The sequence below is a fragment of the Stenotrophomonas capsici genome, assembly GCF_034961085.1.
Classification (GTDB): domain Bacteria; phylum Pseudomonadota; class Gammaproteobacteria; order Xanthomonadales; family Xanthomonadaceae; genus Stenotrophomonas; species Stenotrophomonas capsici.
This window is the reverse complement of the sequence record NZ_JAYFUH010000085.1, coordinates 156,406-168,803: the sequence shown is the minus strand read 5'-3', so window position 1 is coordinate 168,803 and position 12,398 is coordinate 156,406. Positions and strand designations below refer to the sequence as shown.

The 12,398-nt window shown below is 67.7% G+C and carries 13 protein-coding genes; 9 read left to right on the top strand and 4 right to left on the bottom strand.

Annotated features, from left to right (window positions below; genetic code table 11):
* Nucleotides 1-42 precede the first annotated feature (42 nt).
* Nucleotides 43-1,878, top strand: coding sequence for a 3-hydroxybutyrate oligomer hydrolase family protein (locus VA603_RS08075; RefSeq protein WP_323438465.1), 1,836 nt, complete (start codon nt 43-45; stop codon nt 1,876-1,878).
* Between the two features lie 31 nt (nt 1,879-1,909).
* Entirely contained in the window at nt 1,910-3,568 is a 1,659-nt protein-coding gene (locus VA603_RS08070; protein WP_323438464.1) for a fatty acid--CoA ligase, read from the top strand.
* Nucleotides 3,569-3,665: 97 nt separating this feature from the next.
* Here VA603_RS08070 and VA603_RS08065 read toward each other — a convergent pair whose 3' ends face one another.
* From VA603_RS08065 to VA603_RS08055, 3 genes are all read right to left on the bottom strand, one after another.
* On the bottom strand, nt 3,666-5,351 hold the full coding sequence (locus VA603_RS08065; RefSeq protein ID WP_192286460.1) for an amidohydrolase: 1,686 nt from the start codon (nt 5,349-5,351) through the stop codon (nt 3,666-3,668).
* Between the two features lie 89 nt (nt 5,352-5,440).
* Nucleotides 5,441-6,106: a glycine zipper 2TM domain-containing protein gene (locus VA603_RS08060; RefSeq protein WP_132866151.1), complete on the bottom strand. Its 666-nt coding sequence runs from the start codon at nt 6,104-6,106 to the stop codon at nt 5,441-5,443.
* A 142-nt stretch (nt 6,107-6,248) separates the two neighbouring features.
* Nucleotides 6,249-6,683: an OsmC family protein gene (locus tag VA603_RS08055; RefSeq protein WP_132864700.1), complete on the bottom strand. Its 435-nt coding sequence runs from the start codon at nt 6,681-6,683 to the stop codon at nt 6,249-6,251.
* A gap of 301 nt (nt 6,684-6,984) precedes the next feature.
* Here VA603_RS08055 and VA603_RS08050 point away from each other — a divergent pair, with 301 nt between their 5' ends.
* The 4 genes from VA603_RS08050 (at nt 6,985) to VA603_RS08035 (ending at nt 9,154) form a co-directional block, all read left to right on the top strand.
* A complete protein-coding gene (locus VA603_RS08050) occupies nt 6,985-7,383 on the top strand; it encodes an HU family DNA-binding protein (RefSeq protein ID WP_132864701.1) in 399 nt (132 codons plus the stop codon).
* Nucleotides 7,384-7,586: 203 nt separating this feature from the next.
* The gene (locus VA603_RS08045; RefSeq protein WP_323438463.1) at nt 7,587-7,892 is read left to right on the top strand and encodes a DUF3861 family protein; all 306 of its coding nucleotides are present in this window, start codon (nt 7,587-7,589) and stop codon (nt 7,890-7,892) included.
* A 64-nt stretch (nt 7,893-7,956) separates the two neighbouring features.
* Entirely contained in the window at nt 7,957-8,496 is a 540-nt protein-coding gene (locus VA603_RS08040) for a hypothetical protein (protein ID WP_132864703.1), read from the top strand.
* 73 nt (nt 8,497-8,569) lie between these two features.
* Nucleotides 8,570-9,154, top strand: a complete 585-nt coding sequence (locus VA603_RS08035) for a YceB family lipoprotein (protein WP_132864704.1) — start codon at nt 8,570-8,572, stop codon at nt 9,152-9,154.
* A gap of 144 nt (nt 9,155-9,298) precedes the next feature.
* Here the strand turns inward: VA603_RS08035 and VA603_RS08030 are convergent, their stop codons facing one another.
* Entirely contained in the window at nt 9,299-9,766 is a 468-nt protein-coding gene (locus tag VA603_RS08030; RefSeq protein WP_132864705.1) for an SET domain-containing protein, read from the bottom strand.
* Between the two features lie 260 nt (nt 9,767-10,026).
* On the opposite strand from VA603_RS08030, the gene VA603_RS08025 reads away from it, so the two are divergent.
* Genes VA603_RS08025 through VA603_RS08015 form a run of 3 tightly spaced genes read left to right on the top strand, consistent with a single transcriptional unit; the run spans nt 10,027 to nt 12,374 of the window.
* Nucleotides 10,027-10,473 carry an SUF system Fe-S cluster assembly regulator gene (locus VA603_RS08025; protein WP_132864706.1) on the top strand — a complete coding sequence of 149 codons (447 nt, stop codon included), beginning with the start codon at nt 10,027-10,029 and terminating at the stop codon, nt 10,471-10,473.
* An 18-nt stretch (nt 10,474-10,491) separates the two neighbouring features.
* Complete coding sequence (sufB, locus tag VA603_RS08020; RefSeq protein WP_323438462.1) at nt 10,492-11,967, top strand: Fe-S cluster assembly protein SufB; 1,476 nt, start codon at nt 10,492-10,494, stop codon at nt 11,965-11,967.
* Nucleotides 11,964-12,374: a lysozyme inhibitor LprI family protein gene (locus tag VA603_RS08015; RefSeq protein WP_132864708.1), complete on the top strand. Its 411-nt coding sequence runs from the start codon at nt 11,964-11,966 to the stop codon at nt 12,372-12,374. Before sufB ends, VA603_RS08015 begins: the two co-directional genes overlap by 4 nt.
* The last annotated feature ends 24 nt before the right edge of the window (nt 12,375-12,398 follow it).

Sequence of the window (12,398 nt, the reverse complement as noted above, 5' to 3'; positions counted from 1 at the left end):
AGGTACGCTGGTATCCCCGGACCGGATTGATAGTGTGGAGCGATGAACATTCCCTGCCGTGCTTCCCTGCTTTGTGCCGTGCTGCCGATCCTGCATGGCTGCATCCCCGTCGCGAACGCCGCCACCGCCCCCGTGCCTGCCGCCGCCCCGGTGTTCGAGCAATGGCGCGAGACATCCCATCGCGGCAGCGATGACCTGATGACAGCCGGGCTCGGCCTTGAAGGCCTGCGCGCCAGCGCGCCGCCGGCATTCGCCAAGCCCACCGCAGAGCAAGCGCGGCGCCGTGCGATCTGGAGCAGCTGGCGGGGCATCGCCGACCTGACTCCGGGTGGCGGCTTCGGTGAAATCTACGGCACGTTCCAGCCCGCACCGGGGCGCGAGTTCTCCGCCTACGGCCGCATCCCTGGTGCCCGCCAGCCGCACCGCGTGCTGGTGCAGATACCGGACAACTTCGACCCCGCACGCCGCTGCCTGGTCGCGACGGCGTCTTCCGGTTCGCGCGGGATCTACGGCGCGATTTCCGTGGCCGGCAGTTGGGGACTGGCCCACGGTTGCGCGGTGGCCTATACGGACAAGGGCGCCGGCAGCGATTACTACGATCTGGACGCAGGTATCGGCTTCCAGGCCGATGGCACCCCGGCTGCAGATGGCACGTTGGCATTCGTCCCCGCGAAGGGAAGCGCTGCGCATGGGGTCGCGTTCAAGCACGCACATTCGGGCGACAACCCGGAAGCCGACTGGGGCCTGCACCTCGTGCAGGCCGTGCAGTTCGGATTGCAGGCGCTGGACCGTGCCTTTCCGCAGTCGGCACCCTTCACCCCGGCCAACACACGCACGTTGGGCGTCGGGGTATCCAACGGCGGCGGCGCGGTATTGCGCGCCGCCGAAATTGAAGGCGATTGGTTTGATGCGATGGTGGCCGGTGAGCCCAACGTATCGGTCGCTGGCGCCCCTCCGCTCTACGATTTCGTGACCCAGGCCGCGCTGCTGATGCCTTGCGCATTGCTGGCCATCGATGATCTGCCGCAGCCACCCGCGCAGGCCCAGACACGACCGGCCGGAATCCAGCGCTGCGCGGTGCTGGCATCCATTGGACAGGTGCAAGGCGCGGACACAGAGGCCCAGGCGCGATCGGCATGGCAGCAGTTGGCGAACGCAGGCCTGAGTGAACCCGCCCTGCGCGCAGCCGCGTTCTCGACCGGATTTGATCTGTGGCAAGCGATCGCCGCCACCTATGCGTCAGCCTATGGTGGCTATGCCGCAGGCAATCACCCCTGCGGGTACACCTTCGCCGCCGCCGGCCCGGATGGCAGGCCCGGCATCGCGACACCCGAGGTCCGTGCAGCCTGGTGGAGCGATGCCAGCGGCATCCCGCCAGGCAATGGTGTGACGCTGCTCTACGACGATCACGCGCTGCCCGCAGCGGATCCCCTGCCTGGCCTGTCCTGCCTGCGCTCGCTCTGGACCCACGATGGTGCAGGTGCCGAGCGCGTGCGCGCCGGCATTGCCCGTGCAGCCGCCAATCCGCCCCGCCCGGGCCTGCCGATCGTCGTCATCCATGGCATCGACGACGGACTGGTGCCGATCAGCCTGACCAGCGACCGCTACGTGCCGCAGGCGCGTGCGGCGGGCGCACGGATCGCCTATTGGCGGGTAGCCAACGCGCAGCATTTCGACTCGCTGCTGGCGTTCCCGGATTACCGCAAGCGCTATGTGCCGCTGCTGCCCTACCTGTTCGCGGCCATGGACCAGGTCTGGAACCACCTCGAAGACCCGGCGCAGCCCCTGCCCCAGGATGCACTGATCACCCCCACCCCGCGCGCGGAAGCACCGCTGCAGCCCGCACAGTTGTCGCTCCCGGCGGCCTCCCGTCGCTGACACCCCGTTGCCTTGCCCCCAGGAATCGCCGATGCCCGCCACCACGCCGCCCGAATCCGGTCCCTACGCCTACCCGCTGTTGATCAAGCAACTGCTGCATACGCCGCTGGCAACCCGGCCCGGGCAGGAGATCGTCTACGGCGACGTGCGCCATGACTACCGCACGCTGCAGGCACGCATCGGCCAGCTCGCCGGCCTGCTGCAATCGCTGGGCGTGAAGCCCGGCGATACCGTCGCGGTGATGGACTGGGACAGCCACCGCTACCTGGAAAGCTACTTCGCGGTGCCGATGATGGGCGCGGTGCTGATGATGGTGAACATCCGCCTGGCCCCGGAACAGATCGCCTACACGCTCAAGCACAGCGGGGCCAGCGTGATCCTGGCCAACCGCGAGTTCCTGCCGGTGCTGGACGGCATCGCCGGGCAGTTGCCGGCGCTGCGCACGCGCATCCTGCTCGACGATGAAGGCGGCGCGTTGCCCGATGGCTTCGCCGCGGAGTACGAGGCCGGCCTGCGACAGGCCACGCCGGTCACGCGCTTCCCGGATTTCGACGAGAACACCCGCGCCACCACGTTCTATACGACCGGCACCACCGGCCTGCCCAAGGGCGTCTACTTCAGCCATCGCCAGCTCGTGCTGCATTCGCTGGCGGCGATGGCCACGCTCGGCAGCGCGCACCAGCAGGGTCGCCTGCACCGCGACGACGTGTACATGCCGATCACGCCGATGTTCCATGTCCACGCCTGGGGCCTGCCCTACGTGGCCACGCTGATGGGCATCAAGCAGGTCTATCCGGGCCGCTACCTGCCCGGGCGGCTGCTGGCGCTGATCGGCCGCGAGAAAGTGACCTTCTCGCACTGCGTGCCGACCATCCTGCACATGCTGCTGAACGACCCGGCCTCGGCGCAGACCGACCTGCGCGGCTGGAAGGTCATCATCGGCGGCGCCGCACTGCCACGCGTGCTCGCCCAGCAGGCGCTGGCGCGCGGCATCGACATCTTCGGTGGTTACGGCATGTCCGAGACCTGCCCGGTGCTCACCGTCGCCCAGCTCGACGGCGACGCGCTGGCCGACGGCGAGGCCGATGTCGCGCTGCGCACCAAGGCCGGCATCCCCATCCCGCTGGTGGACCTGCGCATCGTCGACGAGGACATGCACGAGGTCGCCCACGACGGCCAGGCCACCGGCGAAGTCGTGGTGCGCGCGCCATGGCTGACCCAGGGTTACCTGCACGATCCCGCCGCGTCGGCCACCTTGTGGGCTGGCGGCTACCTGCACACCGGCGACATCGGCAACATCGACGCGGGCGGCTACCTGCGCGTGACCGATCGCATCAAGGACGTCATCAAGACCGGCGGTGAATGGATTTCCTCGCTCGCGCTGGAGGACATCATCGCCATGCACCCCGGGGTCGCCGAGGTCGCGGTGATCGGCGTCGCCGATCCCAAGTGGGGCGAGCGACCGCTGCCATTGGTGGTCACGCATGCCGGCCGCGACGTGACCGAGCAGGAGATCATCGCGCTGGTCACCGCGCGCAGCCAAGCCGGCGACATCTCCCGTTATGCCATCCCCGAGCGGGTGCGCTTCGTCGACACCATCGCGCGGACCAGCGTGGGCAAGATCAACAAGCGCCGGCTGCGCGACCAGCATGACGCGCCGGCCGAACCCGGCGGCGCCGCATCCCCTTGAGGGAAACCGCGCCCTTCACCGCGGGATCGGACCTGTCCTCCCGCGGCAGTGCCAGCGGCGCGCGTGGGCCGCTGGCACCTTGCCGGCAGACGCCGGCTCAACCCGCCGGCGCGGCCTCGGCGGTGTAGACCGGCTCGCCATCCACCCAGGTCGACAACACCTTCAGGTCATCCAGCTGCGCGGCATCCACCGTCAGCGGATCACGGTCGAACACCACGAAGTCGGCGCGCAGGCCCGCCTGCAGGCGGCCCACCTGCGCTTCGTCATGCCCGGCCCAGGCCGCATCGCTGGTGAAGCCGCGCACCGCTTCCTCCGCGCTCAGGCGCTGGTCGGGCTGCCAACCGCCCGGCGGCTGGCCGTCGCGGTCCTGGCGGGTCACCGCGGCGTACAGGCCCAGGCGCGGATCGACGTTCTCCACCGGGAAATCCGAGCCCAATGCCAACCGCGCCCCGCTGTGCAGGTAGCGCTGCCAGGCATACGCACCCAGGATGCGCTCCGGCCCCACCCGCTGCGCGGCCCACCCCATGTCCGAGGTGGCATGCGTGGGCTGCATCGAGGCGATCACGCCCAATCGGGCGAAGCGCGGAATGTCCTCCAGCGACACCACCTGCGCGTGTTCCACGCGCCAGCGGTGGTCACTGCCCTTGCGCGCGCCCAGCACCTTTTCGTAGGTGTCCAGCACGATGCGATTGCCGCGATCACCGATGGCATGCGTGGCGACCTGCACCTTGCAGCCCTCGGCCTTGCGCACCGCCACCTCGAAATCGGCCGGCGAAGTCACCAGCAGGCCGCGGTTGTGCGGGTCATCGCTGTAGTCGGCGAGCAGGGCCGCGCCGCGGCTGCCCAGCGCACCGTCCATGAACAGCTTCACGCCACGCATTTCCAGGCGACCGCCCGGATGCTGGTACAGGCCATCACGGCACAGGTCATCCAGCGCGGCCTGGTTGCCGTCGGCATAGGCATCGATGCGCAACGGCAGCTTGCCGGCGTCGGCCAGGCGCTTCATCAACGCCAGGTCCTCGCGCGAAACACCCATGTCGTGCACGCCGGTCAGGCCGTTGCTCACCGCCGCCTGCAACGCGGCCAGCAGGCGCTTCTCGCGGGCGGCGTCATCCAGTGCGGGGATCTGCGCGGTGACCAGGCTGGAGGCCGCATCGACCAGCACGCCGGTCGGCCTGCCGGCGGCGTCGCGCACGATCCGTCCACCGTCCGGCTGCCAGTCCCCGGCCAACGGCTTGCCCGCCTTCTCGGCGATGCGCAGCGCGGCGCTGTTGACCCAGCCGGCGTGGCCGTCGACGCGGTCCAGGTAGACCGGCCGTTCCGGGAAGGCGGCATCCAGGTCGGCGACGGTGGGAAAGTCGGTGTTGTCCCACCGGTTCTGGTCCCAGCCACGGCCCTGCAGCCACTCTCCCGGCGCCAGGGTCTTCTCGAATGCCTTGAGCCGCTCCACCACCTCGCCGCGGGTGCGCGCGCCGGACAGGTCGGCCTGCGCCAGCGTGTTGCCCAGGTAGACCAGGTGCGCATGTGCGTCGATCAGCCCCGGCACCACCGTGGCCTTGCCGGCGTCGATGCGGGGTGCCTGCGGATGCTGCTTCAGCACCGCCTCGCGCGTGCCCACGCTGAGCACGCGGCCAGTCTGCGCATCCCAGGCCATCGCGCCCACCACCGGCTGCGCCGGGTCTCCGGTACGGATGGTGTCGGCCACCAGCACCTTGACCTCGGCCTGGGCCGGGCTCAGGGACAGGCAGGGAAGCAACAGGGCAAGACAGGCGACACGGCGCATACGATCACTCCTGAACGGGACCCGGCGACTATGCCGCCATCCCGCAGGCATGACAAACCGCGGCCTGCGGCGTGCGCCGCAGGCTTGCCTCAGTCGGCGTTGACGTCCACCCGTACCCGGATGCGCTCGCCCGGGTGGTAGTCACGGCGGGTGTGGTATTCGCGGCCGGCGTACTCGTAGGTCACGTCATAGCCGTCCACGCGTTCGCTCTCGCTGCCATAGCCACCGGGCTCGCAGACGCGCACGTCGCCGCGGCGGTAGTCCGGGCCACGGTTGCTGGCTTCGTAGATGGCGCGCCCGGCCGCGCCGCCGGCGATCGTTCCCACCGCGGTGCCGAGGTAGCGGCCGTCGCCACCACCGATGCGACTACCGATCATCGCGCCGGCCAGGCCACCGATCACCGTGGCGATCTGACGCCCGGTCTCGCTGCCCTGGCGGTACTGGCCATTGTCATTGCCGCGGTCGTCGTAACCGTCATTGCGATAGCCATTGCCGTTGTAGCGGCCGGTGTCGCGGTAGCCATCCTCGTTCACGTAGCTGCCATCGCTGCGCTGGTAGCAGCGCTCGTTGCGGCCGCCGTTGCCACTGACGATGATCGGGTCAACGCGCACCACCCGCGCGTAGTCGTAGGCCGGCCCGTTGTCGCCGGCATAGCCGCCGTCGCGGTAGCGGCCATCGTCATCGCGGTAGCCGGGACGGTACTGGCCGTCGTCGTAGTTCTGTGCGGACGCGGCAAAACTGGACAGGCCGGCCATGATCAGGACACCGGCGATAGGCAGCGAACGAAACATGGCAACAGGTCCCCGTGGTTGGATGGCGCGATGCTCGGGCGCGCCGGGTGAAACGTCCCTGAACCGGACCGGCGGGCCCTTCCCCGCCCGCCAGCCCCTGCCTGGATCAGGCGGAAAACTCGCTTTCCAGGCTGATCGGCACCGCACTCAACGCCTTGGACACCGGGCAGTTCTGCTTGGCGTCGTCGGCGATCGCGCGGAAGCGTACCTCGTCCAGCCCCGGCACCACCGCCTTGACCTTCAGGCGGATCTGCGAGAACTGCGGCCCGCCTTCCATCGACAGGTCGACGTCGGCACGGGTATCGAGCGAAGTGGGCGGGAAGCCGGCCTCGCTGAGCTTGGCTGACAGCGCCATGGTGAAGCAGCCGGCGTGCGCTGCGGCGATCAGCTCCTCGGGATTGGTGCCCTTCTCCTCGCCAAAGCGCGTGCTGAAGGCGTAGCGCGTGTTTTCCAGCAGCCCGCTCTGCGGCGTGGCTAGGCGGCCCTGGCCGGTCTTGAGGTCACCTTCCCAGTGCGCGGTGGCATGACGCGAAATACCCATGGTGGAACTCCTCGTGGTGGTTGGCAGCCCAGCCTAAGACAGCGTTCGTTAGCGCATTGTGCGGTGCGTCGCCGATCACCTGGCCTGCCGTGGACATGCCGGGTGACGCCGCACTGTATCCCTATCGATGCTGTTTTCCCCTGTGTTTTGGCATGTGGAAGCATGCACAAACCGGCCAGAAGCAATTTTTATGGGCTTTTTTGTCGATTGCCTATTGGCGGCATGCAATTCATGCCCTACATTTCGCTTGCCGACGGGGTCGGCACGACCAAACAACCAACCGTTCACGGAACAGGAAATCATGGCAAAGACCGCTAAAAAGGCTGCCCCGAAGAAGGCAGTGAAGAAAGTCGCCACCAAGGCTGCCGCCAAGCCGGCCGCAGTGAAGCCGATCAAGGAAGCTCTGACCAAGTCGGGTCTGGTTGCCCACATCGCCGAAGCCACCTCCGTCGCTGCCAAGGACGTGCGCGCTGTGTTCGCCGCCCTGGAAGGCGCCGTTGCCGCCTCGGTCAACAAGAAGGGCGCTGGCTCCTTCACCCTGCCGGGCCTGCTGAAGATCAGCACCGTGAACGTTCCGGCCAAGCCGAAGCGCAAGGGCATCAACCCGTTCACCAAGGAAGAGCAGTGGTTCGCCGCCAAGCCGGCCACCACCAAGCTGAAGGTTCGTCCGCTCAAGAAGCTCAAGGACGCCGCGCTCTGATCAGCGCGCCCCTTGTGGCGAACCGGACGGGACGGCGAAAGCCGTCCCGTTTCTTTTTGGGGGCGCCCATGGCGCGTAGGCGGACCACTGCGTTCCATCCACGCCGTACCCGGGCACACTGGAACACAGCGTCATGGTCCGGCGCCTCGCAACACCCCGATGGCGGGCCTATGGTGGGGCCATCCCCCTACCCCCACGCCATCATGTCCAGCAACACGCACCGCTATCGCATCACCGTCACTCCCATCGAAACCGATGGCCAGCAGTGCACCGGGCGCTGCACGCTGGAGTTCGACCAGCGCACCACCTACAGCTGGATGAAGCAGTTCGAGCAGGCCCAGCGCCAACGCCGCCTGCCCTCCAACGACGACGCATCGCTGGTGGTCGCAACCGGCCTGCTGCACAGCTTGTCGGCCGCTTCGGGCCGGCACGGCAACGCCCTGGAGAACCTGCAGCCGGAACTGGACCAACTGCTGTTGAAGCTGGAAAAGCTGCAGCAGCCCGGTTGAATGGCTGGCAGCTCCTGAACGGCAGCACGTAGACTGGCCTCCACTTTTTGCAGAGGGTGCGCCGATGCGTGGTTTTCCGCTGTTGATCCTGGTCCTGCTGACGGCCGGCTGCTCCTGCCAGCGCACGCCCACCGATGATCCTGACAGCAGCATCCCGACCACCTCCGCGACCGACACCGGCACCACCGCGCACGCAACCACCGCCATCGACGCCGCACCTGCCCCGGCGCGGCAGGCCGACCCGGACACCTCGCGCGGTGAGCAGACCACCCCGGAGATGACCGTGCACCGCTACCTGGAGTTGCTGATGACCGACCGTGCCAATGCCGACCGCATGTGGGCCGGTGGCCAGCCGGCACCGCAGCCCGATGATGCCGCCCTGCGCAGCATGCTGGTTGATGCCGGGTCATTGCGCATCCTCACCCGCGCCGCCGTGCCACTGGATCGCGAAGCGCCACATCGCGCTCTGGAAATCCCCGTCGACCTGCGCATGACCAAGGACGGGGCACCGCTGCGCTACAAGGGCTGGTACCGGGTCCGCCGCACCATCGACGGCGCGGGCTGGGAACTGAGCTCGGCGTCCGTACAAGTGGAATTGCAGTAAAAGCCGCTAACCAGGTATTCACCTGCAGCGGGTATCGTGCTCACCCATCACCGTCCCCTCACGAGTTGACCCCATGAACCTGCGCCACCTGCTCCTGTCCGCCGTCGCCTGCATGGCCCTGGCCACCACCGCCCACGCCGCGCCGCAGGTCAACGGACGGCAGTTGACCGTGGGCGCCAGCGACGTGCAGGACTATCTGGACGGCAGCTTCCCGCGCACGCAGAAGGCGCTCGGCGGCCTGTTGGCGCTGACCGTCAGCGAGCCGCACCTGACCCTGCCGCAGGGCAACCGCCTGGACCTGGGCTTCGCCTTGGCCATGGCCGCCGGTGGCACCTCGATGCCGGTCGGCAAGGTGCAGATCAGCAGCGGCCTGCGCTACGACGCGCAGACGCAGGGCTTCCACCTGGACCAGCCGACCGTCGACCGCTTCAACCCGGCCATGGCCGGTGGCGAACTGGATTCCAGCACCCGCAGCCTGCTCAACAGTTGGCTGGCCGATTACGCCCGCCGCGAACCGATCTACAAGATCGACCCGACCATCGCGCGGGTGATGGGCGCCTTGCAGGTACAGTCGGTCGGCATCGAGAACGGCCGCATCGCGGTGACCTTCAACCAGGGCCTGGGCAACCTGGTGCCGCAGGGCCTGCTGGGCAAGTAAGCCCCTCCTGCATGCAGGCAGGAAGGCCGCGAAAGCGGCCTTCCGCGTTTGTGCGCCCCCGCCGCCAGCATTCCCTCCCGGCCCACGCCACAACGGGAAAGGGCCGCGCAGGCGGCCCCTTCATTCACCCAATCGATGTGCGGATCAGCGCTTGGGCTGCAGCATCGTGCCGGTGCACTTGGGCGAGCCGCAGCGGCATTCCCAGATCTTCTTCAGGCGCGCGGTGTGGCGCTCGGCCAAGGTGATGCCGTAGTTGTAGGTCAGCTCCTCGCCCGGCTTGATGTCGCGGACGGCTTCGATGAACACCTTGTCGGCGGTGCGGTCGTCGCCCTCGGCTTCCTCGATCATCGCCTCGCAGTTCGGGTCGCAGCTGTGGTTGATCCAGCGCGCATCGTTGCCCTTGTGGTTGGCGTCGATGACGTAGTCCTCGTTCAGCGTGAACAGGAAGGTATGCCCGCTCTCGACGTCGCCGGTGTCATCGGCATCCACCTCGGCATGGGTCCGGCGCTTGCCCTTGTACTCGATGACGCGCTCGCCCTGCTTGATGTCGGCCACGGCGAACACGCCGTTGCCATGGATGCTGGATTTGCGCGCCTGGATCTTCTTGGGCATGTAAATGACCGGAAACGAATGAGAGGCGCAGATTCTCTCCCATCTGCGCCAATGACCCAAGTACGCGCCGGACCGGGGCCGGGCCATCGCGCCCCTCCGCGGACACCGCCCCGCCCGGCGATCACGTCCCGGTGCCGGTACCCGCCGCCGGCCACGGCAGCCACCGCCGTCACCTGCCCCGCCCCTGCCTGAACAGGGCGCTTGGACTCGACCGGCGACAAAGCGTACAATTTTGGTCCGCTTTGAACCCACCTGCCGAGATGCTCCGCGTCACCAAGCTCACCGATTACGCCACCGTCGTCATGACCGTGCTCGCCGCACGGCCGGACGAAGTGCTGAGCGCGACCGAGCTGGCCGAGGCCGCCGGTCTGGAACCGCCCACCGTCAGCAAGCTGCTCAAGCCCCTGGCCCAGGCCGGGCTGGTGGAAGGCCTGCGCGGCGTGCGTGGCGGCTACCGGCTGACCCGTCCGGCCAGCGAAATCACCCTGATCGAGGTCGTCGAGGCGATGGAAGGCCCGCTGGCGATCACCGAATGCAGCCAGGGCCAGAGCCATTGCGGCATCGCCAGCCAGTGCGGCGTGCGCTCGAACTGGCGGCTGATCAACGATGTCGTCAGCGACGCCCTGCGCGCCGTCACCCTGGCCCAGATGCTGCATCCCTTACCGCTTGCCGACCGTCGACGGATCACCGCCGACGTCGTCTCCTGAACCACCGTAGGCAGCCCCATGGCCACCGAGACCATTGAAAACGTCGGCATCGCCGACACTCCGAACCGTGAAATCCACGAACAGCTGGGTCGCAAGTACGACGCCGGTTTCGTCACGGACATCGAATCCGATTCGTTCCTGCCGGGCCTGAACGAGGACGTCATCCGCGCCCTCTCGGCCAAGAAGGAAGAGCCGGAATGGATGACCCAGTGGCGCCTGGATGCCTACCGTCACTTCCTCACCCTGCGCCAGCCGGACTGGGCCAAGCTGCAGATCGGCCCGATCGACCTGCAGGCGCTGAGCTATTACTCCGCGCCCAAGGGCCCGAAGTACAAGTCGCTGGACGAGGTGCCGAAGGAACTGCTGGACACCTACGACAAGCTGGGAGTGCCGCTGCACGAACGCGCCAAGCTGGCCGGTGTCGCCGTCGATGCGGTGTTCGACTCGGTCTCCGTCGGCACCACCTTCCGCAAGGAACTGGCCGAGAAGGGCGTGATCTTCTGCTCGATCTCCGAGGCCATCCGCGAGCACCCCGAGCTGGTCCGGAAGTACCTGGGCTCGGTGGTGCCGGTCGGCGACAACTACTTCGCCGCGCTCAACTCGGCGGTGTTCTCCGACGGCAGCTTCGTGTTCGTGCCCAAGGGCGTGCGCTCGCCGATGGAACTGAGCACCTACTTCCGCATCAACGCCAACAACACCGGCCAGTTCGAGCGCACGCTGATCATCTGCGAGGACAAGGCCTACGTGTCCTACCTGGAAGGCTGCACCGCACCGATGCGCGATGAGAACCAGTTGCACGCCGCGGTGGTCGAGCTGGTGGCGCTGGAAGACGCCGAGATCAAGTACTCCACGGTGCAAAACTGGTACCCGGGCGACGAGAACGGCGTGGGCGGCATCTACAACTTCGTCACCAAGCGTGCCGAATGCCGCGGCGCGCGCTCCAAGGTGACCTGGACCCAGGTGGAGACCGGTTCGGCCATCACCTGGAAGTACCCGTCCTGCGTGCTGCTGGGCGACGACTCGGTGGGCGAGTTCCACTCGGTGGCGCTCACCCACCACCGCCAGCAGGCCGACACCGGCACTAAGATGATCCACTTCGGCAAGCGCACCAAGAGCAAGATCGTCTCCAAGGGCATCAGCGCCGGGCGCGGCCAGAACACCTACCGCGGCCTGGTCAAGGTGGACCGTAACGCCGAGGGCGCGCGCAACTACACCCAGTGCGACTCGCTGCTGATCGGCAAGAAGTGCGGCGCGCACACCTTCCCCTACATCGAGGTTAAGAACCCCAGCGCCACCGTCGAGCACGAGGCCACCACCTCCAAGATCTCCGATGACCAGCTGTTCTATTGCCGCGCGCGCGGCATCGACCAGGAGAACGCGGTGTCGATGATCGTCGACGGCTTCTGCAAGCAGGTGTTCAAGGAACTGCCGATGGAATTCGCGGTGGAAGCCAAGAAGCTGCTGGAAGTGTCGCTGGAAGGCTCGGTCGGATGAGCCGCCTGCCCCTGCTCCTGCTGGCATTGCTGCCGGTGGCGGCCTCGGCCGCCTCGCCGGGCAAGGCCTGCGACGATGCCCGCACCCAGCTGGACATCAACGAATGCGCCGCGCGTGAAGCCGACACCAGCGATGCCGAGCTCAACGCCGTGTACCGGCAGGTGATGCAGAAGCTGCAGGGCCAGCCGGTGGCCATCGACAAGCTGCGCAGCGCCCAACGCCTGTGGATCCAGCTGCGTGATGCCGACATCGACGCACGCTACCCGGTGGGCAAGGACGAGAACCCGCGCGTCCTGTATGGCTCGATGTACCCGATGCTGTATTCGGCCAACAAGGCCGAGCTCACCCGGCAGCGCACCCAGTGGCTGCGCGCCACCTTCCTTGATCGCGCCGAAGGCGAGCTCTGATCGCCCCGCCCCACATTCAAATTT